Source organism: Vibrio sp. 10N.247.311.12 (assembly GCF_041467515.1).
Taxonomy (GTDB): Bacteria; Pseudomonadota; Gammaproteobacteria; order Enterobacterales; family Vibrionaceae; genus Vibrio; species Vibrio crassostreae_C.
In genome coordinates this window covers 31134-56783 of record NZ_JBFSUV010000014.1, presented here as the reverse complement: position 1 = coordinate 56783, position 25650 = coordinate 31134, and the positions used below count along the sequence as shown (strand labels likewise).

22 protein-coding genes are annotated in these 25650 nt (G+C 45.2%); 9 read left to right on the top strand and 13 right to left on the bottom strand.

Going from position 1 to position 25650, the window contains the following annotated elements:
• Positions 1–4: 4 nt before the first annotated feature.
• Together yiaY and AB6E30_RS08270 are read right to left on the bottom strand one after the other, a co-directional pair.
• On the bottom strand, positions 5–1153 hold the full coding sequence (gene yiaY / locus AB6E30_RS08275) for an L-threonine dehydrogenase (protein ID WP_372103250.1): 1149 nt from the start codon (positions 1151–1153) through the stop codon (positions 5–7).
• A 260-nt stretch (positions 1154–1413) separates the two neighbouring features.
• Entirely contained in the window at positions 1414–1566 is a 153-nt protein-coding gene (locus tag AB6E30_RS08270) for a hypothetical protein (RefSeq protein WP_017060903.1), read from the bottom strand.
• Between the two features lie 234 nt (positions 1567–1800).
• On the opposite strand from AB6E30_RS08270, the gene yjjG reads away from it, so the two are divergent.
• Complete coding sequence (gene yjjG / locus AB6E30_RS08265) at positions 1801–2475, top strand: pyrimidine 5'-nucleotidase (RefSeq protein ID WP_372103247.1); 675 nt, start codon at positions 1801–1803, stop codon at positions 2473–2475.
• A gap of 159 nt (positions 2476–2634) precedes the next feature.
• Positions 2635–3567 (top strand): aromatic amino acid DMT transporter YddG, encoded by a 933-nt coding sequence (gene yddG, locus AB6E30_RS08260; protein WP_102319833.1) that lies wholly within the window; start codon positions 2635–2637, stop codon positions 3565–3567.
• A 47-nt stretch (positions 3568–3614) separates the two neighbouring features.
• Here the strand turns inward: yddG and AB6E30_RS08255 are convergent, their stop codons facing one another.
• Positions 3615–4511, bottom strand: a complete 897-nt coding sequence (locus tag AB6E30_RS08255) for a cation diffusion facilitator family transporter (RefSeq protein WP_017060900.1) — start codon at positions 4509–4511, stop codon at positions 3615–3617.
• 288 nt (positions 4512–4799) lie between these two features.
• Between AB6E30_RS08255 and AB6E30_RS08250 the strand changes: the two genes are divergently transcribed.
• Positions 4800–5150, top strand: coding sequence for a hypothetical protein (locus tag AB6E30_RS08250; RefSeq protein WP_052880051.1), 351 nt, complete (start codon positions 4800–4802; stop codon positions 5148–5150).
• A 57-nt stretch (positions 5151–5207) separates the two neighbouring features.
• On the opposite strand, the gene AB6E30_RS08245 is transcribed toward AB6E30_RS08250, so the two are convergent.
• Entirely contained in the window at positions 5208–6086 is an 879-nt protein-coding gene (locus AB6E30_RS08245) for a LysR family transcriptional regulator (RefSeq protein ID WP_016797108.1), read from the bottom strand.
• Positions 6087–6247: 161 nt separating this feature from the next.
• Here AB6E30_RS08245 and AB6E30_RS08240 point away from each other — a divergent pair, with 161 nt between their 5' ends.
• From AB6E30_RS08240 to AB6E30_RS08230, 3 genes are all read left to right on the top strand, one after another.
• Positions 6248–6847, top strand: coding sequence for a class I SAM-dependent methyltransferase (locus tag AB6E30_RS08240; protein WP_017064785.1), 600 nt, complete (start codon positions 6248–6250; stop codon positions 6845–6847).
• Between the two features lie 346 nt (positions 6848–7193).
• Complete coding sequence (locus tag AB6E30_RS08235; protein ID WP_372103244.1) at positions 7194–8759, top strand: YjjI family glycine radical enzyme; 1566 nt, start codon at positions 7194–7196, stop codon at positions 8757–8759.
• 43 nt (positions 8760–8802) lie between these two features.
• Positions 8803–9717, top strand: a complete 915-nt coding sequence (locus AB6E30_RS08230) for a YjjW family glycine radical enzyme activase (protein ID WP_372103241.1) — start codon at positions 8803–8805, stop codon at positions 9715–9717.
• Positions 9718–9792: 75 nt separating this feature from the next.
• On the opposite strand, the gene AB6E30_RS08225 is transcribed toward AB6E30_RS08230, so the two are convergent.
• The 5 genes from AB6E30_RS08225 to yccS all read right to left on the bottom strand — a co-directional run bounded on the left by AB6E30_RS08225 (position 9793) and on the right by yccS (position 15347).
• Entirely contained in the window at positions 9793–10704 is a 912-nt protein-coding gene (locus tag AB6E30_RS08225; RefSeq protein ID WP_065584590.1) for a LysR family transcriptional regulator, read from the bottom strand.
• A 75-nt stretch (positions 10705–10779) separates the two neighbouring features.
• Positions 10780–12042, bottom strand: a complete 1263-nt coding sequence (locus AB6E30_RS08220; protein ID WP_372103240.1) for a hydroxymethylglutaryl-CoA reductase — start codon at positions 12040–12042, stop codon at positions 10780–10782.
• Positions 12043–12203: 161 nt separating this feature from the next.
• Positions 12204–12524 (bottom strand): hypothetical protein, encoded by a 321-nt coding sequence (locus AB6E30_RS08215; protein WP_017060893.1) that lies wholly within the window; start codon positions 12522–12524, stop codon positions 12204–12206.
• Positions 12525–12645: 121 nt separating this feature from the next.
• Positions 12646–12831 carry a hypothetical protein gene (locus AB6E30_RS08210; RefSeq protein WP_029235859.1) on the bottom strand — a complete coding sequence of 62 codons (186 nt, stop codon included), beginning with the start codon at positions 12829–12831 and terminating at the stop codon, positions 12646–12648.
• Between the two features lie 332 nt (positions 12832–13163).
• Entirely contained in the window at positions 13164–15347 is a 2184-nt protein-coding gene (gene yccS, locus AB6E30_RS08205) for a YccS family putative transporter (protein WP_372103237.1), read from the bottom strand.
• A 177-nt stretch (positions 15348–15524) separates the two neighbouring features.
• On the opposite strand from yccS, the gene helD reads away from it, so the two are divergent.
• A complete protein-coding gene (gene helD / locus AB6E30_RS08200; RefSeq protein WP_017067022.1) occupies positions 15525–17600 on the top strand; it encodes a DNA helicase IV in 2076 nt (691 codons plus the stop codon).
• 87 nt (positions 17601–17687) lie between these two features.
• On the top strand, positions 17688–18038 hold the full coding sequence (locus tag AB6E30_RS08195; RefSeq protein WP_017060889.1) for a VOC family protein: 351 nt from the start codon (positions 17688–17690) through the stop codon (positions 18036–18038).
• Positions 18039–18158: 120 nt separating this feature from the next.
• Here the strand turns inward: AB6E30_RS08195 and AB6E30_RS08190 are convergent, their stop codons facing one another.
• The gene (locus AB6E30_RS08190; protein WP_017064778.1) at positions 18159–18614 is read right to left on the bottom strand and encodes a methylglyoxal synthase; all 456 of its coding nucleotides are present in this window, start codon (positions 18612–18614) and stop codon (positions 18159–18161) included.
• A 60-nt stretch (positions 18615–18674) separates the two neighbouring features.
• The gene (gene torT, locus AB6E30_RS08185; RefSeq protein WP_372103234.1) at positions 18675–19703 is read right to left on the bottom strand and encodes a TMAO reductase system periplasmic protein TorT; all 1029 of its coding nucleotides are present in this window, start codon (positions 19701–19703) and stop codon (positions 18675–18677) included.
• Positions 19704–19795: 92 nt separating this feature from the next.
• Between torT and torS the strand changes: the two genes are divergently transcribed.
• Positions 19796–22801, top strand: a complete 3006-nt coding sequence (torS, locus tag AB6E30_RS08180; protein ID WP_017060885.1) for a TMAO reductase system sensor histidine kinase/response regulator TorS — start codon at positions 19796–19798, stop codon at positions 22799–22801.
• 135 nt (positions 22802–22936) lie between these two features.
• Here the strand turns inward: torS and AB6E30_RS08175 are convergent, their stop codons facing one another.
• Together AB6E30_RS08175 and AB6E30_RS08170 are read right to left on the bottom strand one after the other, a co-directional pair.
• Positions 22937–24517, bottom strand: coding sequence for a hydantoinase/oxoprolinase N-terminal domain-containing protein (locus tag AB6E30_RS08175; RefSeq protein WP_017064777.1), 1581 nt, complete (start codon positions 24515–24517; stop codon positions 22937–22939).
• 4 nt (positions 24518–24521) lie between these two features.
• Entirely contained in the window at positions 24522–25646 is a 1125-nt protein-coding gene (locus tag AB6E30_RS08170) for a DUF917 domain-containing protein (protein WP_136977915.1), read from the bottom strand.
• Between the last annotated feature and the right edge of the window lie 4 nt (positions 25647–25650).

The window sequence follows — 25650 nt, the reverse complement described above, 5'->3', positions numbered from 1 at the left end:
CAGATTACATTGCCGCTTCGAAAATCGCAGAGATTTCTTCGTGGGTCGCTTGTTTAGGATTAGTAAAACCACATGCGTCTTTCAGTGCGTTGTCAGACAGAGTAGGGATATCTTCTAGCTTCGCACCAAGTTGCGCGATACCTGTTGGGATGTTCACGTCATTTGCTAGTTGAACAATTGCTTCGATCGCAGCTTCTGCACCTTGCTCTGGTGACATACCTTCAACGTTAACGCCCATTGCTTTTGCAACATCACGTAGACGCTCAGGACAAACTTGCGCGTTGTAGCGTTGAACGTGTGGTAGCAAGATAGCATTACACACACCGTGTGGAAGATCGTAGAAGCCGCCTAGCTGATGCGCCATCGCATGAACATAACCTAGTGACGCGTTGTTGAACGCCATACCCGCCATGAACTGTGCGTAAGCCATTTGTTCACGTGCTTCAATGTCTTCGCCGTGCGCTACTGCCGTTCTTAGGTGAGCTTGTACAAGTTCAATGGCTTTAATCGCTACAGCGTCTGTAATTGGTGTCGCTGCGATAGAAACGTAAGCTTCGATTGCGTGCGTTAACGCATCCATACCAGTTGCAGCAGTTAATGATGCAGGTTTAGCAAGCATCAACTCAGGATCGTTTACTGAGATAAGCGGTGTTGTGTGCTTATCAACGATAGCCATCTTAATGTGACGAGCTTCGTCAGTAATGATGCAGAAACGAGTCATCTCAGATGCCGTACCAGCCGTGGTGTTGATAGCGATCAATGGCATCATTGGCTTTTCAGATTGATCGACACCTTCGTAATCTGCAATCTTGCCGCCGTTAGAAGCAACCAGAGCGATACCTTTTGCACAGTCGTGTGGAGAACCGCCACCTAGAGAAACAACAAAATCACAATCGTTGTCAGTCAGCAATTCTAGACCATCGTTCACGTTAGTGATGGTTGGGTTTGGTTGAGTGCCGTCGAATACAACTGCGTCTACGCCACGCTGGCTAAGAAGGTCTTGTACCTGCTTAACTACGCCAATTTGATTCAGGATCTTATCAGTAACGATCAGACCTTTTTTAAAGCCTTGAGACTGAATGCTATCAGCAGCATCCTTCAGACAGCCAGTACCCATGAAGTTGATTGTAGGGATGTAAAATGCAGTAGACATTGGAAAACTCCGTTAATTATTATTTTTAATTTCCTACATGTTGTCGGCATTCAAGTGGTCGACCATTGATCTGGAACAACTTTGAATTCGAACTACCACTTTGTGGCTAGTCGTTGTGATAGGGCTCATATAGCAATCGTTTTCATGGTTTTTGGCTGTGTTGATTGTCAGTAATAGATCGCGATAAATCGACTAAATTAGAGACAGTATGGAGCTCTATAACAATGAAAAATAAGGTTTTTCATTGAAAACTCTTCTAGTTAGGCTGGTGTCGACGTTTTATCTGAGTCATCGCTGCATTCAATTTCAGGTTCTTGTGACTCTTCAGAATCAAGCGTGTCTTCTGACTCCTCGTCATAGTATTTGACAAGAAAAGGGGTAAGCATGACAGACGATGGTAAAAAGTGCTTCATAGTACCTCCCGGTACCTAAGTGTATTTATTGTATGGTATTGGTTTAATATGTGGCAAAATTTGCGATACATCATGACTTGTGGCTTGTTTTCTATAAATTATTAGATTTATATACAGGCTCACAGATTTACGAGTAAAGTGATTGCCAGCCTACAAGGCGAAGAGAAAAATTAAGCAAAACTACGATAAAAACAAACACAGCACTGCTCAACAACGCGAATAACAGGACAGAAAATGAAGTACGATTGGATATTCTTTGATGCGGATGAAACCTTGTTCCACTTTGATGCTTTTCAAGGAATAAAGCTGATGTTCTCCCGTTTTGGTGTGGACTTTAGTGAACAGGATTATTCGGTTTACCAAGAGGTTAATTTACCACTTTGGGTAGATTATCAAGATGGCCGCATTACGGCAGCTCAACTGAAGCACGCGCGTTTTGAAAGCTGGGCAACAAAGTTAGAGACAACAACAGCAGAACTAAACAGTGCATTTTTGACCGCAATGGCGGATATCTGTTCTCTGCTCCCAGGTGCAAAAGAGTTGATGGAGTCTTTAAAAGGCAAAGTGAACATGGGTATCATCACGAATGGGTTTACCGAGCTGCAATCTATACGTTTAGAACGCACAGGCATGACAGATTACTTTGACCATGTGATCATCTCTGAAGAAGTCGGTGTCGCGAAACCAGACGCTGAAATCTTTGAACATGCACACAAGCTTGTTGGCTTACCAGCAAAACAACGCGTATTGATGGTCGGAGATAACCCGCATTCAGATATTTTAGGCGGCTTGGATTTTGGTATTGAGACGTGTTGGTTGAACAGCCAAGAGAAAGCAGCACCAGCAGGTATTAACCCTCATTATCAAGTTAAGTCTTTAGCTGACCTGCAAGCTCTGTTATTGGCATAATTGCTTTTAGATTTTTGAGTGAATGATTGATAGCCGAGTGCAGTTATGTGCTCGGCTACTTATTTTTACCTACTGTAAGTTATCGATAGTGGTGCTTAAGTCTATCTTTGCTTTAAGCTCGCTTTGATTACCCAATGACAATAAAGAAAAGGAAGAGGTGTGTTTAAATCTCATCGCCATAGCTGCTACGGCATTGCTGCCATTCTACTTTGGAGCTGCTTAATCGCGCTGTCTCGAAGCGTATCTGAACAACTGGGCCCAATCGGTGGTGCGGCCAGCCTTTACACGGTGAGTGCGCTGTTGTTGATCTGTGTTATGGGTCTACCAAAGCTGTCACGCTTTTCTAAGTCTTACTTGCTGATTGGCGGCGCCTTGTTCGTTTGTTATGAGATCTTCTTGGCTTTGGCGTTGGGAATGGCAAACAATAGACATCAAGCCTTGGAAATGGCTGTCATCAACTACTTATGGCCAGCACTGACGGTGTTATTTGCGGTGCTGCTGAGCGACAAGAAAATTAACTGGTTGGTTTACCCAAGTATCTTCTTGGCCTTCTTTGGCGTCGCTTGGAGCATCAGCGGCGATCAGGGGCTTTCTGTTGAACAAATCGCTGCCAATGTTGCTACTAACCCAAAAACTTATTCAATGGCGTTTTTCGGCGCGATTATTTGGGCGGTTTACTGTAATTACACTCAGAAAGTGGCGAAAGGGCAGAATGCGATTGTGTTGTTCTTTATCGCAACGGCAATCACCTTGTGGATCAAATACGCATTGAGTAACGAAACCGGCATGGTGATGACAACCAGTGCTGCGATTGACTTAGTGTTGGCAGGCGTGTGTATGGGCGCAGGTTACGCGCTTTGGAATACAGCGATACTTGGCGGCAATATGGTCTTCTTGGCGACCATGTCGTATTTCACGCCTATTTTTGCGACCTTACTGTCTTCTATTATTTTGGGTTTGTCATTGAGCATGACGTTTTGGCAGGGCGTTTGTATGGTAACGATTGGCTCTTTAGCTTGCTGGTGGGTAACCAGAGACAAAAAGCCGACGGTTACGGCGTCGGCTTCTAAAAAGGTTCAATCAGAGTCTTAGTCAGCGAGAGATTGATTGGTTAGCTCTTGGTTCTTAACTCTCGACTCTTAACTCGCGATATTGAGATTCAATTGAAGCTCATAAGGCATCTTCGATAAGCGTCGCTTAAGTTGGCGGCGCGTACGTTCAATATCATCGACCGCAATCGCTTGTTGGTCGTTGGTATGAATATCAACATTGATTCGTAATTCTGGACCAACCTTAGTCACACCCATCAGCTCCAAATCTTGCTCCGCTTCTTTGTCTACCGCGACAACGTTCTTATCTACCGCATCACAAATATCTTTGTTTGCCGACATCATAAGCAGTTCGCGCATGGCTTCACGTAACATGTCGAAAGGAACTTTGATGAAGTAGAAAGACATTAGCAACATCATCATTGGGTCGGCATACACTGCGTATTCTGCAAGCGGAGAAAAAGTAATTAACCAAGCCGCTACGAAACCCGCTGTTACCGCTACACTCAGTAGCGTATCCATCTGCCACTGCTTAGATTCAGCCTGAATCAGACCTGAAGAAATACGTTTGCTCTTATTCGCGATGTACCACCAAGCGTAACCACAACCCAACACGTTGAAAATACCAAACAGAGTTGCAATAGAAGCATCAACTTCACGACCACCCGTCATTAGGGCACCAATCGCAGAGTAAAGTGAATAACCAACCACAAGCAGAATCACAACGGCTTTAATCGCAATCACAATCGGCTCGATGATAGCTCGACCGAACGGGAACTCTCTATCTGAAGGGCGGTTAATGTATTTTGAAGCAGCTAGTGACAATAAAGTTAACAGTAAGCTGATAAGAGAATAGACACCGTCAAATACTATGACCAGAGAGCCAACGAGAAGACCCAACACCAATCCGCCAATTGCGAAGCCTGATGCTAAAAGGGCTGAGAACAATAGTACTCGATTTTCGTTTTGGCTTTTCCTGTCACACATAATATTTTCCAGATGTTTTTGATAACTTCATTGTTCTAATAATGAGCTAACTTTACAAACTTTATCTGATGATGTTTATATGTCTTATTTAATTCGAACATATAAATCAATAAAATTCAGTGACTTAAGATCAGGGTGTGGTGTCAATAAAGTTGACGTTGAGTGTTTTTTGGTGATGGTGTGCAACTGAAATAGGATCGTTTATGATTAATAAAACACATTAGTCGCTAAGGTCTTATTGGTCTTCTAGATTTGACTGCGACTGCGATGGACAAGGAGTGAATCAATATGAAGTTTGACGATATCAGTGATAACGAGTTGTGGGTGATTGCTAACCCGATTATGGATAATCTGATGGACGGTTCAACCAAGGTCGATCATGAACAGCACTGTCGAGACTTTACTCAAAGGATGAAAGACATTGTTACGCCGGAATATTTAGAAAAGGTGTGTCACCATTATCAGCACAGTAATGGCTTTTTTGCTGAGCGAGAGCAAGTCGCGCTGTTTAGACGTTCAGACTCCATCGCTTTTGTGTGGAAACAAGCTTACACCATCGCCAAAGGCGAGTTTGTCGCCGAAATGGTATTGGTTGAAGAAGACGGACGCTACTTAGTGGATCACGTGATGGTCTTTTAGGAGTAGTGCTGTTTGTGGTTTTTCCCTTTGTTATCGACGATAAGCAATAAGCGCGAGCTAGAAATCAAACAAATAATCACTAAGCTGGTCGGCCAACCAATTCATTCCTGGGTGCTCTGCCATGCCAGCCGCGGTAAACATACAGTAGTCTTCTTGTGTTAAACCGTAGGTGTGTTTGATCACGGCAAGCTCTTGTTCACGCAGTAAATGGCGAATCAATGGCTCAGGCATTACGCCCCATGCTTCTTCACGTAGAATCGTATCCAACATAAAGTCGAAGCTAGAGAAGCCAATGTAACGACGCGAGAAGGGCTCAAGCTCAGGATTATCCTTTTCATTAAGATAAACCATGGTTGCTTGCATCGAATTTCTCAGTACTTCATCAGACACTCGTCGCATCGCACTCAAATCATGTCCTTTCTTACATACAGACATCATTCGAATCTTACCAAGCGGGTTGTAGATAATTCTTGGGTCATCGACGCGTTCGTAATCGACACCAAATGCGAAGTCGACTTGCTGAGTTTCAACTAGGTTAGCTAAGTCACCGCTCGATGCGAGAACGAAGTTGAATGAGGTAGAAGGGTACTTGTTATTTAAGGCGTGAGATAAGTCCTGCCACATTTCATCGGGTAGGGAGTCATCTCGTGCTATCCAAATTTCTGCGTTGAATTCGCCCGAAACATGCAAGCAGGTTTGTTTAATACGCGCGGCTGTCACCAACATGCCTTCGCAATCTTTGTAAATCGCTTTACCCGCTTCTGAAAGCTCAACGTGGTTTCCGCTGCGGACGAACAGCTCGACATCTAACTCTTTTTCCAAGGCTTTAATCGACATGCTGAGTTTGGTTCGGTTGCATTCTAACTGGCGTGCAGCTTCAGAAACTGATCCTAAATCAGCAACGGAACAAAAGGCTTGGACTTGAGAAAGGTTCATTTCATTTCCATATTGAGCGGGGGTCGGTGCATATTATCTGAATATTGTGCTGACTATCTTAGAAATAGTCCATCTTTGCATGATAACTCTATGACGAATTGACTAATTTGGTTTACTCTGGTGAAGTTCCGAACCTACAAGAAGTAAAGATGGAGGCCATGATGGCGAAACAATGGGACGAATACGCCGTTGATTGGGATAAAGATCCCGCAACCGCAGTATTCGCACAATCCGTATTTGACCAGTTAACACAGCTCGTTGATTTAAACGGAACCCGTGTCCTTGATTTTGGTTGTGGTACAGGACTACTCAGCCAGAAAATATCTCCTTTAGCAAAAGAGATCATCGCACTTGATATCTCTGAAGGGATGATTGAAGAGTTAGATAAGAAAGAGTTACCTAACGTTGAACCGGTAGTTGATATTTTATCGCGCGGACTTGCAGCGCAGCATCCAGCATTCAGAAACCAGTTTGACCTAGTGGTAGCCTCTTCGGTGTGTGGTTTTATCCCGAACCTACAAGACACAGTCAGTCTGATTTACACGCTGCTTGAAAACGACGGTACGTTTGTACACTGGGATTGGTACTTGGAAAGCGACAGTGAAGACTACGGTGTAAGCCAACAGCGCTCAGAAAATGTATTGAGTGCAGCGGGCTTTGCAGTAGTTGAAGTCTCTACACCGTTCTCGATTGACACTCCACAAGGAGAGTTAAAGGTATTAATGGGTGTTGGACGTAAACAAGCGCTTCCAGATCTGTAATCGTGTGTATGCCTTGAGCTAGCATTCAGAATGCTCATTTAAACTACTAAACCCACATTAACGACTCTAACGTCAGTTATGTGGGTTTTCTCTTTTTGGCGCTATCGTTTTAAACAGAACGAATTAGCGCTTTCTCATTTCTTCACTACTAACTCTGGTTTCTCTATTTCTCTATTTCTCTATTTCTCTATTTCTCTGTTTCTCATCTCGCTCATAGAAAACTCAACACCGCTAATTTACAAATTATTTATTTCCATTTTGGAAATGTAGTCTTGCATACATTTCATTAGTGGAAATATAACGGTGAGATATAAAATAAGCCCATAACAACACTAAGGGTTTAATCATGAGCCACCAATCTGCGTCATCTACTTCTTCACCACTTTCAGAGCAACAACAACGCTTTAGCAATATCATTTCAGATGCCAACCTGTCACCAAAACAGAAGTCGAGCTATCTTGCCTTAGAAGCTGAAGCCAGCTTACCGTATATGCCGGTAAGCAAAGAAGTAGAGCAAGCCTTACAACAATGTGTGCTGTGTGACATGTTTGAAGGGCACGCCCCATTTAAGCCGCGCTATGTACTTCCAGATTATTCTAAATACTTACATCAAGGCTCAGAGTATTTAGAGCTTAGCGCGGCAACCAACTTCGATGAAGCATTGAACATGCTTACCATCCTTTACCACCATGTTCCGTCTGTCACTTCAATTCCGGTTTACCTAGGTCAGTTGGATGATGTGTTGATGCCTTTCGTGGGCGACTTAACAGAAGAGCAGGTATACCAAAAGATTAAGCTGTTCTGGATCATGTTGGATCGCACACTGCCAGACGCCTTTATGCATGTGAATATCGGCCCAACAGACAACATTATCTGCCGTACGATTTTACGTGTAGACGCTGAATTGAAGCAGATCGCGCCAAACTTAACCTTTATGTACGACCCAGCCTTGACACCTGATGATCTACTTCGTCATGCGGCGAGCAACATCTGTGAATGCAGTAAACCACATATTGCAAACTATCCAGCGCATGCCGAGGCTTACGGCGATAAGCGTTTTGGTATTGTGAGCTGCTACAACTCTCTGCCGTTAGCGGGTGGTTCAAACACCTTGGTGCGTATGAACCTTAAGCAAGTGGCGTTGAAGTCTGAGGACAGTGCTGATTTCTTACAACAAGTATTGCCGAACTACAGTGGCATCACGGTTGAGTTGATGAACGTTCGAAGCCGCTTCTTGCATGAAGAGTCTAACTTCTTCGAAGGCTTCTTGACCAAAGAAGGTTTGATCGAAGAGGATCGCTTTGCGCCAATGTTTGGTATTTACGGCATGGCGGAAGCAGTCAACATCTTGTTGGAGAAAGAAGGTCAAGCAGGGCGTTATGGTCACGATGAACTGGCGAATCAGCTTGGTCATCGTATCTCTGAAAAGCTGGCTGAGATCGTTGAACGCTCTGAAGTGAAGTATGGGTTAGAAGGTAAAGCTCTGCTGCATGCTCAAGGCGGTATTAGCCTAGATGAAGATGTGACCCCGGGTGTCCGTATTCCTTATGGAACCGAACCGGATCCTGTCTCTTACGTTCGTGCAACCGCGGGTCACCATAAGTTCTACACCTCGGGCATCAGTGACATTCTGACCATCGACGAAACAGTGAAATCTAACCCTGAAGCGATGTTTAACCTGTGTAAAGGCGCGATTCAAGCGGGTTACCGAGAGTTCACGGCTAACGTTGCATCAAATGATTTGGTTCGTGTCACGGGTTACATGATTAAGCTATCTGACATTGCCAAATATGACGAGCAAGGCTCACGCACCAATACCACCTTTTTAGGTGCCGAAGCTGCGAAGAACACGGGCATATTAGAGCGTAAACCACGCGTGGCGAGTTTAGAGATGTCGCCGACATACGAATAGCTTTAACGTGTGTTATGCGTTTCGAATACGAACAATGTGAATTATGAAAATTTCTGATCTAACAACTCAAATGGCTAGGGTTAAAAATAATAAGGCAGAAAAACAAGCGAAGGTCAGCCGTGTGCTGACCTTTTCTTGTGTTGATGGCCCGGGAAACCGCTTGGTGCTGTTTCTTCAGGGCTGCAATTTTGATTGTATTACTTGCCACAACCCCCACACAATCAATCACTGTAACCATTGTGGTGACTGCATTAGCGGCTGTCCAAGCCGTGCTTTAAGCATGGTTGATGGCAAAGTGAAGTGGGACCCAGCAGCTTGCACCAACTGCGATAAGTGCATTGATATCTGCGACCATAAGTCGAGCCCGAAAATTACCACAATGACGGTCTCAGAGGTTCTGGAGCTTGTCAGGCATAATCAGTTTTTCTTGAGTGGCATTACCGTTTCTGGCGGTGAAGCGACCATGCAGTTGCCGTTTATCATAGAGCTATTTCAAGCGATTAAAAGCGATCCGCAATTGGCACACTTAACGTGTTTTATTGACAGTAACGGCTCGTTGCCTCAACAAGGGTGGGAGCGAGTATTACCTTACCTTGATGGCGCGATGATTGACCTAAAATCATGGCAATCTGAAACACACCAATGGCTAGTAGGTAGAGGAAACCATCGAGTATTTGAAACCATTAACTACTTAGCAGATAAAGGAAAACTGCACGAAGTTAGGTTGCTACATATCCCAAATAAAAGCGATCTTGAGGACGAAATTGAACAAGTGGGGCGTTACTTGAAGACTCTACCAAGTGATATTCGAATTCGGCTGAATGCGTTTCAGCATCATGGTGTCATTGACGACGCGTTAGATTGGCCGAAATGCACCGAAAAACAGATGCAGAGCTTTCACGATAAGCTCTACACCATAGTTCAAAGACCGATGCAAACTCCTGAGGTTTATACCTAGTCTTTAGATTTCTTAGGCGGTCAATTAGGCTTCTAAGAACGTTAACTTTCTAAAGATATTAAGTCTCTAAAAATATTAAGCTTCTAAAAACAGGTCACACAACCATTTGATCGCTTGATCATTCATGTTGGGTTTATTCCACACCAAGCTGTACGCCACCTTACCGTAATCAAAAGGCAAGGGCTTGCTCACTAAGCCCTGAGCTTGTTTAGCATGCTCAGCCCACTGTTTAGAGCAAGTGAACAGGAAAGGTGTGTGGTGACACAACACAGCCGCAGCGCCGAAGTCCGCGACCGATATTGCCATCTCTCTTGGTTGGTGGCATTGAACCAAGTTTTGTTCAAAGTAAGGCTGAGACAGTTCGTTATCTAAAATCCCAATGTGCTTGTAATCTAAGTAGCCTTCTACCGTCAGTTCTTGCTGAGCGAGAGGGTGGTGTGCGCCCATCAAACAAACCATTTCATCTGGAAGAATTGTTTCCCAAACCAGCTCTTTGTTATCGGTCGGCGGCTGAGATATATCATGAGGCAACAAGATCAAATTGACCTTGCCACTGAGTAAAGCATCGAAGCCGAGCTGTTGTTTCGAATAGATGTTGAGCTTCGCGCTTGGCGCGAGCTCAGTGGTAATTTTACTGATCTTTGAGGCAAATACTTCGAAAGTACTTTCACGCATCGAAAGTGAAAAACTGCCTTGGTACTCTTGAGGGGTAAAACTCTTTTGATGAAGCAGTCCATTCATGCTTGAAAGAATTGCGTGAACAGTGGGCGCTATCTTCAGAGCAAAGGGAGTCGGGATAAGCTTGGTACCATCTCGATAGAAAAGCTCATCATTCAGGATGTCACGCAATTGAGACAGGGTTTTGCTTACACTCGAAGGGCTGACACAGAGTTGCTCTGAGGTCTGAGTGACGCTGTGGGTGTTCAGCATAATATGAAGCGCAGTGAGGTGCTTAAGGCTCACCCTAGATAAGTGTAAGTAATCCATTTATGACTCACGCATTCAGATTGGCTTGTGATTTTGCATGAACGACAAAATCGAACAAGCCAAATTGGATAAAGGTTATTTACGAGCTAGCTTATGGTGCGCTCGTGAAAAGTGGCCTGCGCAAAATGCGCCCACAATCGATAGTTCACCCGCTAAACACAGTGCAGCACAAACTTCAGCTAGGGCTTGTGATTTACCGTTACCATGCAGCCCAAGTAAATCTAAACAGGCTTTTTGACTTGGCAAGCCAGTACCACCGCCGACAGTCCCCACCATTAGGTTAGGCAGTGTCACGCTAGCGTATAAACCGCCTTCTTTGTTGAGTTCCATACGCGTCATACCAATCGCTGACTCGGCGACACAGGCCGCGTCTTGGCCACAAGCGATGTAAAGTGCCGCCAGTGCATTCGCATAATGGGCGTTGATACCGATAGTGCCGCTCAAAGCGCCACCGACTGTGGTCATTTGGCCAAACTGGACCATCTTCTCTGGTGTCGTGTGTAGGTACTTCGCGACAAGCTCTGCAGGGATATTAACCTCAGCAGTTACCTTTTTGCCACGAACGCTGCGCAAGGTTTGGGTATTGGCTTTCTTATCGCCTGACAAGTTGCCATCAAGGAAAGCGTGGTCAGGCTTAACTGGCGTATTTTCGATGATGTACTCAAACACGGCATTGGTTGCGATGGTCACCATATTCTGACCAGAAGCGTCTCCGGTTAGAAATTCGAACACCAAGTAAACATGGTTACCTTCGATGTTGATATTAATGTCGGTCAGCTTGCCGTGTGATGTTGTTGATTCTGCCAAGATCTTGAACTGGTCATACTGAGTCACAGCCCAAGCCACAAACTGTCCGGCTTCAACTAATCCTTGAAATGCAAAGCCAGGAGTACGTGTTACGCCTTCATTGAGCAACATAGCACTTGCGCCACCACAAGCCGTAATCAGCTTAGAACCACGGTTATAAGACGCGACAAGCGCAGCTTCTGTGGTCGCGAGTGGTACGAGGTAATCGCCCGTAGCAAATAGGCCATTGACTCTTAAAGGGCCAGATATTCCCACAGGGACTTTAACGGTGCCAATAAAGTGCTCAATGTTTTTCTCATAAGCTTGGAACTGACTTTGTGTATGAGGGTCGAGCAGTTCTTGCTGTGAATCTGCATTATCGAGCGCTGTCCAGCGACGTGTGAGATTCTTTTCTGTCAGGTAGGGGCTAGGAGTCAGCTTATTTACTGGCTTTTCAAAATGAGGCTGAAGCTTTTTTTCTAATGCGTCTGCGGAGATGTCGCCTCCTAAAATAGAAACATAGTCACGGCGATGCAGATTTAGTTTTGGCATAAATAGTATGAAGTAAAGTTTGTGCAGCAAATTGGTTTGCGCTGATTCTACCGAGTAATAAACCAGAAACAAGCGCCTGATATAATGAGTTACAGTTTGTGTGGTTGTTGAAGCAAAAAGCAGCGAAGTTTCGCGAAATATAGGCTGTATTTGAGCGAAATTTAGATATGAATGTCGAGAAGGCTACCGATGGCTTCGTTTTGACGATCAACCACACTTGCACCAACGCGGTTATAACTTGCGCTTTGTGTCAGTTTAATCAAGGAATCGGTTGAAGATGAAGCAGGTTCAGGTTCTTTGTCTTTAAAGGAAATGGCTTGTTCAGGCTCTATTTGATTAAAGCTGAGATCGCTAGCTTCGAAAGTGTCGTCGGATTCTAGAGCGTGTTTGGAGGCTTGGTTGAGCTCGATTGCGGCTTCTTCAGCCATGTTGGTGGATTGCTGAATAATGGCGTAACCAGATTGAATACCAGATATCGACATATCAGAACCTTTTATTGACGTATGAAATGAGTCTAGGCGGACGATATTTTGAGCGCAATGGTGAACAGATGAAATTTACGGTGAAAATGTGAACTTAAGCTAAAATAGTGATGTCTGTCTATTAACTGAACAGGTCATTTAGCGCGTTTAATTCTTCATCAGTAAGCAAAGAAGGCTTCTCTGTTTCAAGGTTGCCGTCGATCTCACCCTGAAGTGCTTTTAATTGTTGTGGGCTAAGAAGCTGTATTTGCTGCTTAAATGCTTCAAATTGCTGTGTATTCATAGTGTGACCTTTGTTCAAATCAATATGCTCTTTAGAGCATAGTCTACTGATTCAGGAAATCAAACAAGATTAAGTGAATTTTAAATGATGTTTGAAGTTTCTTGAAACTAAGACAACTATAAATTCCTGTGGTCGTTTTTTGTCCGAGAAATGTTAGGAAAAGTTAAGGCTTGGTCAATCAAAGTCAGAAAATTCCTACAATGTAAAAACGCCTTCAACCCTTGTGGCACAAGGGTAGGTAAGTAATTTCTCTACCCAATTAGGGGTATGGGTAAAGCAATGTATAAATATTTGTGATGATCAAAAGATAAGCAATTGGCGTTATCTTTTTGTTTTTACGGTATTTTGTTTGTTGCTCAAGAAGCTTCTGTTTCAAACGACTTGTCGATCTTAACCTTAACTGCAAACTTGGTCGCTAAGGTATGCAGTTCTGGAAGCATTCGATAGATCAAATGGAGCTGTTGTAGAACCATTTTGACAGAATTCTCATCTTCTTCTCGCCATTCACTCAAACGTTTATCCAGCTCCGGGTCATAAGCGTTTTTCACTTCACAATGCTCTTTATGAGAATAGAGTTGATCATTTAGAGCGTCGAGATGCTGGTGGATTACTCTGTGCGCATCTAGCACCAGTTTGTGTGTCGCTTCATCATCAATACGCGTTCTGTGAGCACCCAGAGCCGAGATATAGCTAAGTAGAGCATGATTGAGTGTTAAGAATCGGAAGCTCTCATCTTCAGAGGTGCGGTACTTACCCGGTTCAACCAACATGCTACTGATCGCGGCAGTCAGGTTTGCATCATTATTATGCGCACTACGTCGAGCGATACGATAGTTTAGGCTATCTTTCTTACCGACACGGTATTGGCCGATGATCTGAGCGAGATAGTTCTTATTGGAATCGAGCGCATTCGCCATCACTTTGTGCAGTCGCTTCGACTGCCAATCAGGTAACACATAAATGACAGCAAGCACGGCGAGAGCACAACCAATAAAGGTATCCGCTAACCTTGGCAATACTACCGCGTAGCCTTCACCTAATTGGTTAAAGCAGAAGAGCACAAGCAGTGTGATAAAGCCGGTCGCAAACCCGTAGTTATTGATTCGAAACGCAAAGAACATCACGCCACTGATCACAATGAACACTAATTGGCTCTCTTGCGACGGGAAGAAAGTCAGTAACGGTACTCCGATCAATAAGCCTGCGACCGTGCCAATGACACGCGCCGTCAGTTTTTGACGGGTTGCACTGTAGTTTGGCTGACACACAAACAGTGTCGTCAGTAGAATCCAATAACCTCGTTCGATATCAAAACCCTGGATAATCCCGTAGCCCAGCGTCAAAGTGATCGCCATGCGAATCGCGTGGCGGAATAGCATAGAATCGGTGTGCAAGTTAGCTTTGATCTTGTGCCACATTGCCGTCAAAGTATGAGGGTTGGTATCGTTCAATACACCTTCTTCAATCTTCTCTGCATCTGGGTTGCTGATATTTGAGAGCTGTTTTTCAACGGTTGCTAGGTTATTGAATAAGTAATCCAACTGGTTCAGCAGTGATTTCCACTCTGGGTTGTTCTGTTGGTGCAGATGATTGAGCGAAGACATCAGCTCATCGAGTGCCAATACAGATTTGTCACCATGCTGGTATTCAGCGCCAACTTTCAACGAGCTCGCCACTTCTTTACACGCAGTGGCCTGCGCTTCCAGTAGATACTTAAATCTAAACAACACGTCAGAGCGCTCAAAGTGTTTTGCTAGCTCTTGATAGCGATAGTGGCTAGAGCTGACGCGTTCATGAATATCTTGTGCGATGAAGTAGGTGTTAAGAAATCGGTCACTAGGGCCGTCAATGTGTCCGCGCTTAGAGCGATTAAGCAGCGTCGCTTTACACATGTTGAGTGCGTTAACGGTACTCGCGTTGAGTTTGGCTTCAATGATTCGGTGTGGCTGGGGAATCAAGTCAGAAACGGGGTAGAAGAGTTCCGCTTTTGAATCGATGTAGTTACCGATTTGATCGAATACCGTGGCTAAGTTTTGCTGCACGGGTTGCATTGGCCACACTATCTGCCAAATCATCGACATGAAGTAGTACCAAGCGGCGCCAGTTAACAGTAGAAGCGGTTGAAACCAAAGGTTGGTGCTCTCGTGTGCACCAAGCATGGTATAGATGGCAACCAAGAGAGAACCAAACGCGATACTCGCGTATTTAGGGCCAATTGCCCCGAGAATGATAAAAGAGAAGGTTGAAACAAAAAGCCCTATCGCGAACAGCCAAGGCGTATCGAAGAGAAGCTCAATAGAGAAAGCCGCAACGGCGAAACAGATAAAGGTCAGCGTGAGTGCTTTCAAGCGCCCGGTAAAGCTGTCATCACTTTCCGCAAGAGCCGCAGCAATAACGCCTAAGATCAAAGGCGTGATCAGTGTGTTTTGTCCATAATACCAAGCAGGCACCACCACGCCGAGCAGAGTGATGAGAATTAATACGCTGTAATTTATGGTTTTATTCGCCCAATAGAGGCGTAATTTGGCTGAAAAGTCCACAGTCGCTCACTTGACACACTAAAAACCATAATCCTAACAGAAATCAAGCACAAGAATTTGATACTTATCCATAATTGCCCGTAGGTGGTCATGAAAGCGTCGATAAGATATGAGATATTATTAATTCTCATTGCATCATGATATAAATTCAATATTCCCAATTAAGAGCACACTCCAATGCAGCTAAGCGCTAACAAGACTGCACAGTTTTTTATTCAAAATGAATATCATCAGGTTGAACTTGATGGTCCACGCTTGCTGTTATCTTCAGTAGGCAGTGAAGAGCGTATCCCATTTACTATTTGGAGTGGCAAGATCGCGATAAAGCGCGGATTGTTCTGGGGATCGCTACAATTTTTTGCTAATCAACAAGATGGAACACAGCGCAGTTGGTTAGTACAAGGCTTACCTTGGGATCAATGCCGTCAATTTGCACGCGCGTCAGTTAGTGCTTATCAGAAGTGGCACGACACTCAATGTGAACAATTGGCTGAACACGTACCTCAGTGGGAAGCTGAATTAACACGTCTTGAGCAATTACCAGCCTTTCTACCGCATTCTAAGGTCAACACTTGGGTTGATATGGTCAACTCAGGCTTAGAGAGTATGACAATGACGCTAGAAGAGGCCGCACAACGCATGCCAAACCGCATCGCAAGAATGCAGCCATGGTTATCTGAAACGGAAATCAAGCAAGCTGAAAGAAACCAGCAATGGCTAGAGACCGAGCGAAAAAACTGGGAAGTGTTGTTTGCGCAATGTGAGTCGTCACCACTGAACTTATCGCAGCAATATGCGGTGTTGATGAATGATGATCACAACCTTATTTTAGCGGGTGCAGGCTCGGGTAAAACCAGTGTTCTAACGGCTCGCGTCGCGTATTTACTGCAAAGCCATCAAGCTCAAGCTGAAGAGTTGCTATTGCTCGCTTTTGGTCGTGAAGCGGCAGAAGAGATGAAGCAACGTCTCGACAGCAAAATTGGTTTATCAGCAGAGAAGGTGCAAGTCAGCACTTTCCACCAGTTGGGTTTAAAGATACTCAATCAAGTTGAACCCGAACGTGTGGTTATTTCTCCTTTAGCGCTCGATGACAACCAACGCCAAGCATGGTGCATTGATTGGTTGAAGAAGCACTGGATGACACCGACCAACTTTAAACGTTGGCAAAAGCATTTGTCTAAATGGCCAATCGCTTATTTAACCGGTGACGATGAGCTTGGTAGCCACGTTTCAAACCTCAAATTGATCGGTTGGCTTGAAAAGCAGCTAGAACAGTTGAATGCGTCGGGTTTAACCAAAAAAGAAGTACAGCAACAGCTGATTGATCACCGAGACTATGCGCGCCTCAACAGCGAGCTTTCACTGTGTTGGCCATGTGTAACCGCGTGGCAAAAGGAGCTGAAAGAACAGAATCATATCGACTTCTCAATCATGATCAGCCGAGCGACTCAGTATGTCGAGAAGGGCAAGTTTATCTCACCTTGGAAGTTCATCATGATCGATGAGTATCAAGATATCTCACCTGATCGTCTTGCCTTGGTTGAAGCACTGTGTAATCAGTCTAAAGCCGAGCATCAAGCCTCTATTTTTGCAGTAGGCGATGACTGGCAGTCGATTTACCAGTTTGCAGGTGCGGATGTGGATTTGACCACGGGCTTTAAGGATCGTTTTGAAAGCTCGACCATTCATCACCTAGATACGACTTACCGCTTTAACAATCAGTTAGGTGCGGTGGCTAATCGCTTTGTACAAGAAAACCCAATTCAGATTCCGAAAGAACTGAACAGCTTCAAGCAACAGAAGCAGAAGGCGGTGTACAGTGCGCCAAGTAAAGAAGTTGAGAAGATTCTTGATCAACTGAACCGTCAATCCAAAGGCAAAACCAATAAATCGGTGCTGCTACTTGGACGTAATCATTACCACAAGCCAGAGTTGTTGGAAGACTGGAAGAAGATCTTCACTTCCATTGATATCAAGTTCATGACTTGCCACGGCAGTAAAGGTAAAGAGGCGGACTTTGTCATTATTCTTTGTGTTGACGAAGGACAGTTCCCGACCAAGAAGAAACAGCTGCATATTGATGGCGCATTGACTGAATCATCAGACGCGTTCCCTTATGCTGAAGAGCGTCGTTTATTCTATGTAGCAATGACGCGGGCAAAAGAGAAAGTATGGATCACGCACAGTGGCGACGGCTCTGGCTTTGTGCAGGAGCTGCATGGTTCTGATTACCCAGTTGTTCGTAAAAAGTGATGTTACTTGACTTGATTGTCTAAGATTAGATCTTCAATCCCTGCCCTAATATCACAAGGCAGACGCATAAAGCATAAGGAATTTGCTATGGAACACGGCTCTATTAACTACATTGAATTTGCTGCGAAAGACATCTCAGCAACTAAGGCATTTTTCAGTCAAGTGTTTGGTTGGAGCTTTGAAGACTATGGCCCTGAGTATTCTGCGTTTGAAGGCAAAGGCTTAATGGGCGGCTTCTATTTGGCGGATCTGGCGTCGAATACGGATAATGGCGCGGCGCTGATGGTTTTTTATAGCCAAGATCTTGAGCAAACCGAGCGCGATGTAATTGATGCTGGTGGTCAGATAAACCGTGAGATCTTTAGCTTTCCCGGCGGCAGACGTTTCCATTTCAGAGAGCCAAGTGGCAACGAGATGGCAGTGTGGAGCGATAAATAGAGAGACTCTCGCACTGTTTTATGATTGAACTGTTTAATGTCTGAAAACGAGACATAAAAAAGCCTGCGATAAAATGCAGGCTTTTTAGTCTGTTCAGTAGAGAGCACATTTAACGTGCGATTACGTGCGCTCAGCTAGGTACGCTTCGTAGTCTGGGATCTCGATGATTACTTCTTCTTCAAGCAGTGAAGAGTTAAACAAGAAATTAGCGGTAGCGCGGTTAGTGGCCACAGGAATGTTCCAAACACTTGCGATACGAAGCAGTGCTTTTACGTCTGGGTCATGTGGTACAGCATTAAGCGGATCCCAGAAGAAAATCAGCATATCGATTTTGCCTTCAGAGATAAGCGCGCCAAGTTGTTGGTCGCCGCCCATTGGGCCGCTGATCATGCTCTTGATTGCTAAGCCTGTCTCTTTACTGAGTAGAGAACCAGTCGTGCCCGTTGCGTAAAGGAAGTGCTTTTGTAGTTTTTCTTTGTTCTCTTTGACCCATCTTAGTAGCTCAGGTTTGAAGTGGTCATGAGCGACCAAAGCGATATGCTTGTGTGTTGGCATAGTGCGCGTTGTTTTTTGCATGAATGTTCCCTAAATTGTTGTTTCGTTTTTATTGTTTTGAGTTCTTCAGCCAATATAGCACTATGGATTCACACTGAATACCGGACGAAACTCAGAAGGTGACAATGAGTCGGCGATAATTTGATCTTTGAGAGTTGCAGGTGTCAGCGCTTCGATAATCGGTGCGCTGTGTTGCTCGTAAGGTTGACCGCGTAAGTAACTCGTGGCTTGTTTTACCGACAAGCGACCTTGCTCAACCATTTTATCGGTTGGCGCAAAAAGTACCTTGTTACGGAGTAAACCACGGTAGGTTCCGTGACTTAGGTAACTTGAGATTAACCCAATATCTTCGGTTTTATCGGCCGCTCGTAGCTCACTGATCGCTGCTTCAATCGCGACGGCACTTCCGACTATATATTGGATATCAGGTTCTTCTATCACCTGCTGTACTAGATTTCTTTGAAGTTCTTTATCGTTATCTGCCCAATAGCTGATCGCAATTTTGATATCACTCGACTTGATCGCATCATAAAACCCCAGTGCTACAGGCTTAGTGCCGCCACTCGCTTGTGGGCCAAGTAACAGGGCGATAGGTGTTTCGCCTGATCCTTTCGGGTGTCGTTTCGACAAAAAATCTCCGACTTGGTATCCCATTTGGTACCAATCGACACCGACCGTACCTTTTAATACCTTCTGTTGTTCTTCATTGACGGTTAACTCATTTACCGTAGCAAACACAGGCGTCGAGCCAACCCAATCGCTGAGATTGTCATGATACGCATCGGGTGAAACCGTACCTAAAATAATCGCATCGGCTCCCCATTGTGTGCAAAGCACCAGTTGCGAGGCTTGTTTGGCCACGTTGGGGTAACCGCCAGCTTCCAATACTCTTAGCTCAACTTGCTGCTTTTCTGCTTCAGAGATCATTCCATAGTTTACCGACAACCAATAAGAGTCTTTGAGGTGCGGATAAATGGCACAAATTTTCTCTTTGTGTGATGTGGCTTCGGCTGGTTTTATTGGGCTCAAAGGCTCGCTAGCCCCTGCGACAGTGGTCACTGAGGCCAGTAGTGAGAGAAGAATTATTGAAGCGAAAGGTCTAGATAGCATGAATTGCCGTTTTATTGGTTTTAGATAAGAAACACTGCAAAATATAGCGTATTCTGCATGGGTAAAGAAGAACGTTTTAAGGTTTAGAGTTTATGTTGTTAGCTTCAGCGAGTATTGGACGCAAGCTGCTGGCCTCATTCTTAGTGATGGCACTGTTGGTTCTATTGTCTGCATTGATCGGTGTTTCTGGTTTTAGCTTTGTAGCCAAAACGGAAAGAAACGTCGTTGATTCGGCGCTTCCTGCCATGATCGAAGCTCGTCAGGTTTCTGAGTTGAGTAACCGTATTATTTCGTCAGTACAAACACTTTCTAATGCGAGAAACGAAGCTGAAAGAAAAGAGGCTGGCACCGTACTGTTTGACCAACTTGAGTCGCTTCTTCAACATATCAAAGAGCTTGGTGTCGACAGTTTCGATTCTCAGCTCCTCAATAAACTCGAAAACAATGTTCAAAGCGTTATTAACACACTGGCTGAGTTGGGTGTGTCGGTTGAGCGTAAGCTTTGGTTAAGCAAAGAGTTGTCGTCTCGTGTCGAAGAGATGCGCCTATTGGCCGAAGAGCTAGAGCAGTTGACGCGAACCCAAGTTTTGAACACGGCTACCATTGCGGTTGCTAACGTCACGCATATCTATGACCTGCTAGAAACCAAAGAAACGGATAAAGCCTACCAAGCCTTAGATGCGCTTGTTGAGGTTGACCTTGATTTGTCTGAGCGCCTACACGAATTGCATTTGCTGGCGTTCAAAATGCTTAACCAAATTGAAGAAACGCAAACCGTTACCAACGTAGAGCGTATTCATCAAATCCAATCAGAATTTGAATCCAACCTAAGAATCATGGCGCGCCGCGTTAAAGCGGTCGAAGATCCTACTCGTTCAGCGCAGATGTCTCAGCTTCTAGAAGAGCTCAGAAAACGCCAAGTCGTGTTCGATATTTCATTAGAACAATACGAGAACACCAAAAAGTCAGAGTTTCTGATGCAAAATACGTTGGAGCTGTTCTCTCAGCTGAATACAACGGTTAACCAACTGGTTGATGATTCAAACCGCAGTACCAAAAAAGCGGTTGATGAGCTGACCAGCACGTTGAATTTGGCTCAATGGTCACTGTCTGTGATTTCGGTTATTGGTTTGGTTATCGTTGCATTTATCGTGTGGCGAGTGGTGTATATCTCGGTTGTTAAACGTCTTACTGAATACTCATCGGCCTTGATGTCTATCGCACAAGGTCGCCTGAATATTGATATCTCGGTAAAGGGTAATGATGAGCTGGCTCATATGGGCGAGGCGATCATCACTGCCAGAAACACCGCGCAGGCGCTACAAGTGGTTGCGGTGGGTGAAGCAAAGGCGAAACGCGAACTTGAAGAGCACAAAGAACACTTAGAAGAGTTGGTCACAGACCGAACCTACCAGCTGCAAAAGACCAATGAGAAGCTGAACATCGAGGTAGGGAACCACGCTAAGGCTCGTAACGCCGCAGAACAAGCAAGCCGCGCAAAATCCGCTTTCCTTGCGACGATGAGTCATGAAATACGAACGCCGATGAACGGTGTATTAGGTACTGCAAGATTGCTCAAAGATACCGGGTTAGACCCGCTGCAATCCGGCTATGCAGACATCATTAACCGCAGCGGTAAGAACCTACTCGCGATTTTGAATGACGTGTTGGATTACTCAAAGATTGAAGCAGGGCATTTAGAAATCCGCACTGCTTCGTTTGATCTTCATCAGATGGTTCAAGATACCTACCAATTGATGGAAGGGCGTGCCGCTGAGAAGAAGCTGAACTTTGATTTCCATATTGAAAGTGATGTGCAACGCTATTGGCGTGGTGACGTAACGCGAATCAGCCAAATCTTGAATAATTTGGTCGGTAACGCGATTAAGTTTACGGAAAGTGGCTCGGTCGATATCTTTATCAGCTTAGATATCGAAGATGAAAATCGAGTGATGTTTGAAGTGTCAGATACAGGTGTCGGTATTGATGCTAGCGAACAAGCTTGTCTGTTTGATGCCTTTACCCAAACCGATAGCGGTCGCAACAAAACCGGCGGCACAGGGCTTGGATTAGCGATCAGTAAAAGCATCATGTTGGCAATGAACGGGGATATTGGCGTTCATTCTGAAGAAGGCGAGGGTAGCCAGTTTTGGTTCTCACTGCCACTTGAAGCCGGTGAGAAGATAGAAACGAAAGTACCGGTCATTGAAGCGTGTATTCGAGCTAAAGTACTTCTGATTGAAGATAACCCCGTAAACTGCATCGTTGCTGAAGGCTTCTTGCATAACTTGGGGCACGAGGTTGTGATTGCGACAACCGGACAAGAAGCGAGAGCCATATTCAGTGAGCAAGAGTTCGATATTGCGCTGGTGGACATTAACTTACCCGACTGCGATGGCGTCGAGTTAATTCAACAACTCAAAGACGATGCGCTTCAGCATAAAAGTGAAGAAGACGTAATTCGAAAAGTACCCCCAATGATCGCAGTATCGGCTCATGTGTTTAACGAAGAAGTGGAAAGCTATTTGTCGTCTGGCTTTGATGGATTCTTACCTAAGCCGTTAGAGAAGGAAGCATTATCGGAATTGATTGTTGAGCAGTTGGACGGTCACACGCTGTTGCTGCCTCAGCCGGATCCGTCAGATGCTGTTTGCTGTCAGCTAAACTCTAAACCTCAGGAAACCGAGCTAGACTTATCAGCATTGGCATTTGCAAGCTCGACACAACGAGCAAACCAAGACGCGGAACATAATCAAGGAGAACCGATTGTGCAGATGATTAACCCTAAGATTATCAAAGACGACTTGGCCATTCTCGGTCGAGAAAAAATAGTGCAGATTGTTGGGTTGTTTGACCAAAGCAGCCAAGTCACTCTCGATGAACTGATTGTGGCAAGTGCCGCTGACAACGCTCGTGAAATTAAGTCTTTAGCTCATAAACTGAAAGGGTCTGCCGGCAGCCTAGGATTATCTGCACTGTTTGCTTTATGCCAGAGCATTGAAGCGAGCGAGGATCCATTACTTCAATATCGCGATAATGCAGACTCATTACCTGAATTGGTGAAAGACTCGTTAGCAGCGCTCCGAGAGCAACTATAGAGTGGCTATTGGGCGGAAAGCCCCAAAATAAGAACAGAAAACAAAAAGCAGGCTATTTCTCCGTTTTAATATGAAGAAGTGACCTGCTTTTTTATTGTCGAATAATAATCTAAGTAAGGCTTTCAAGGAACGGCTCTAAGCCATCTTGATATGTCCAGCAGCTTTGATCTTAACGTGAACCATATTGCCTTGTAGGTAGCTTAATGGAATCTCGCTGCGTTCAATGATCGCGACATTATCGCTGCATGCGCCAGCTTCAATCGCCAGTTGCTTTGATTGCGCTTCCAAGCCCTTTAAGGTCTCTTCACGTGATGCTGGGTCAATCGGTACGATCTTATCGAATTGACCTGATATTTCACCCAACGCAACACCAATCGCATTAGCCACTTCAAAGTGCTCAGGACGAACCACTTGGCTCACACCTTCAAAATGATCTGGGAATAGGGCACTACCACCACCAACCATGATTACGGGTACACTCGCCGCAGAGGTCTTCATCTTATCGATGCCTTCTTCAACATCCGTGACCATTTGTTGATAAATCTTGCTTGCTTGTTCGGCTGAAACACCAATCTCATCACTCAGTTGATGTTCTGCCTGCCACTGCATTTGTCCTGTTTTGAGTGCAATATCGGTGAGCGTAAGTTCATCACCACCAAAGCTACGCGCCGTTTGCGTCAAGGTATGGCCAACACTTTCTGGGCCTAGCTCTATACGCTGCTGTTCAAAGCGAACCTTGGTACCACCACCAATGGCTAACGCCAAAATATCAGGCATACGGAAGTTGGTTCTCACTTCACCGATTTCTACTGCTAAGCTCGATTCTCTTGGGTAGCCGTGAGTCAGTACGCCGATATCAGACGTAGTGCCGCCCACATCGACCACAATCGCGTCTTTTAACTTAGTTAAGTGACTCGCTCCACGAATCGAGTTTGTTGGCCCACAAGCCACGGTAAGAATCGGGTACATCAATGCGAACTGCTGTGACATCAGTGTTCCGTCGTTCTGACCGAAATAAGGCGTGGTGTGGATTTCATGATTGATGAGTGCACTGCAAAAGCCGTCAACGAATCGTTTTGCTGTACCTTGTAGAGCCGCATTGAGGATAGTGGCGTTCTCACGCTCTAAAAGCCCTAAACTGCCCACTTTATGGGATAACGAAAGGTTCACTCCCGGAAGTTCTTGTTGAATCCACTCTGCTGCTTGAAGCTCCTGGTCGCCATTGACGGGAGAGAACACTCCGCAGATAGCAATGGAATCCACTTGGCCTTTCATTTTCTGGCAAAGCTCGCGGATCTCAGACTCTTGAATATCGGCAATTAACTGGCCGTCGTATTCATAGCCGCCGTGCGCTTGGTAGAAGTGCTGACCAAGCAGGTTTTGCCACGCTTCACTCCAACCACAAAGGGGCGGGACGCTATCACCACTGGGAAGCGCTAAGCGAATCATGCCGACTCTGTCTAAGCCTTTTCGTTCAACGATTGCGTTGGTGCATTGAGTCGTGCCAAGCATCGCGTGTTTCACTTGCTGACCATCAATGTTTGCTTGGTTTAATAGCGCAGAAATCGCGTTGTCGATCCCTGTTGAAACATCATGTGTGGTTGCGGTTTTTACTTTGGCAATCACATTTAAGTCTGCGTCGAGCAGCACACCGTCGGTATTGGTGCCACCTACGTCAATGCCCAAACGGCAGTAATCAAGCGTAATGTTTGTCATGCGACTACCTCTTCAATGCAGACTTTAGTTGTTCAATGGTTTGATACTCGACGGTGTAGCCAAAGTAACCCGGGCCCGCGACTTCAATACCTTTGTCAGTGCGCCATTTGGGGTCGCAAGGGTAAGCGATCAGGTCGATGCGCTGCCCGTAACGAAGTTGTTCGGTTGTGATTGGCTTACCCGTTTCATGATCCAAGATCGAAATAAGATCCGGTGTTGATGCCAGCAGGTTATCTTGGCTCATGTCTGCGCGGCTTGTACCTTTGTGCGCGAGAAGTAATTCGTTTTGGAACTGCACAAACACGTTATCGACGCCGGTATCTTCAAACTGAGCCAGCTTTTCAATCACGACACCACCTGTTGCAAAACCACCATCGGTTTCACGTTGAATATCAACAATCTTGCCACTGATGATGGTATGGCCGCCGACAATGTCTAATACGGCCTGTGTGCCACTTTTATTGTTGTCGTTCGCCAGTCTAATCGCTTCACCAATCTTCATTGCTTGGGTCAGTGTTGCAGGCAGTGCGCTGCGTTTTAGGTTCTTACCGTTCATTGGGTAATCGCACATTGCTGCAGAGCCACCCATCTGTTCGGTAATTGGTCTCGCAAACTTTTCAGACCAAATACCGTCAATCGGATAAAGCGTGACGACATTGCCACGCTCATCGGCCAATGTGTTTGGTGCAGAAGGGAGACCATCAAGAAAGAAGGTCACCATCTGAGCTTCTGGGAACGCACGTCCCATCGCATCACAATCGATCACAGGAATGCTCTTTTGTGCTGCAACGAGAATTGGAATCAATGAATTGAAGCCGCCTACTTCGATAGGAAACGTTGCCGCCACTTCAGTGCCGAGCGCTTTTTCCATCGCTTCGAAAGCAATCAACATTTGATCTTTCGAATTGAGTTTCTCTACTGCGACGGTTGGTGCGCCAATCATTGAAGAGGGCACTGTCATCCAATCGTCTTGCACGTCTTCTAAAGGAATCATGCGTACAGGGTGCTTTGCCGTTGCAATGGCTACTTTCGCCATCAAGGCACCGCTGTATGGGTCACCGCCGCCGCCAGTACCTAATACCGTCGCACCCAGCGCGATATCATCAATCATTTGTTCAGTAATAATCACAACT

Excerpts from the sequence above, each read along its gene's own strand:
- AB6E30_RS08190 (WP_017064778.1), bottom strand. The coding sequence starts at position 18,614 with ATGCAAAAAACAACGCGCACTATGCCAACACACAAGCATATCGCTTTG.
- torS (WP_017060885.1), top strand. The coding sequence starts at position 19,796 with ATGTTGTTAGCTTCAGCGAGTATTGGACGCAAGCTGCTGGCCTCATTC.
- AB6E30_RS08235 (WP_372103244.1), top strand. The coding sequence starts at position 7,194 with ATGAGCCACCAATCTGCGTCATCTACTTCTTCACCACTTTCAGAGCAA.
- AB6E30_RS08230 (WP_372103241.1), top strand. The coding sequence starts at position 8,803 with ATGAAAATTTCTGATCTAACAACTCAAATGGCTAGGGTTAAAAATAAT.
- AB6E30_RS08255 (WP_017060900.1), bottom strand. The coding sequence starts at position 4,511 with ATGTGTGACAGGAAAAGCCAAAACGAAAATCGAGTACTATTGTTCTCA.
- AB6E30_RS08245 (WP_016797108.1), bottom strand. The coding sequence starts at position 6,086 with ATGAACCTTTCTCAAGTCCAAGCCTTTTGTTCCGTTGCTGATTTAGGA.
- helD (WP_017067022.1), top strand. The coding sequence starts at position 15,525 with ATGCAGCTAAGCGCTAACAAGACTGCACAGTTTTTTATTCAAAATGAA.
- AB6E30_RS08215 (WP_017060893.1), bottom strand. The coding sequence starts at position 12,524 with ATGTCGATATCTGGTATTCAATCTGGTTACGCCATTATTCAGCAATCC.
- yiaY (WP_372103250.1), bottom strand. The coding sequence starts at position 1,153 with ATGTCTACTGCATTTTACATCCCTACAATCAACTTCATGGGTACTGGC.
- AB6E30_RS08250 (WP_052880051.1), top strand. The coding sequence starts at position 4,800 with ATGAAGTTTGACGATATCAGTGATAACGAGTTGTGGGTGATTGCTAAC.
- AB6E30_RS08175 (WP_017064777.1), bottom strand. The coding sequence starts at position 24,517 with ATGACAAACATTACGCTTGATTACTGCCGTTTGGGCATTGACGTAGGT.
- AB6E30_RS08220 (WP_372103240.1), bottom strand. The coding sequence starts at position 12,042 with ATGCCAAAACTAAATCTGCATCGCCGTGACTATGTTTCTATTTTAGGA.
- AB6E30_RS08225 (WP_065584590.1), bottom strand. The coding sequence starts at position 10,704 with ATGGATTACTTACACTTATCTAGGGTGAGCCTTAAGCACCTCACTGCG.
- AB6E30_RS08195 (WP_017060889.1), top strand. The coding sequence starts at position 17,688 with ATGGAACACGGCTCTATTAACTACATTGAATTTGCTGCGAAAGACATC.
- yjjG (WP_372103247.1), top strand. The coding sequence starts at position 1,801 with ATGAAGTACGATTGGATATTCTTTGATGCGGATGAAACCTTGTTCCAC.
- AB6E30_RS08240 (WP_017064785.1), top strand. The coding sequence starts at position 6,248 with ATGGCGAAACAATGGGACGAATACGCCGTTGATTGGGATAAAGATCCC.
- torT (WP_372103234.1), bottom strand. The coding sequence starts at position 19,703 with ATGCTATCTAGACCTTTCGCTTCAATAATTCTTCTCTCACTACTGGCC.
- AB6E30_RS08270 (WP_017060903.1), bottom strand. The coding sequence starts at position 1,566 with ATGAAGCACTTTTTACCATCGTCTGTCATGCTTACCCCTTTTCTTGTC.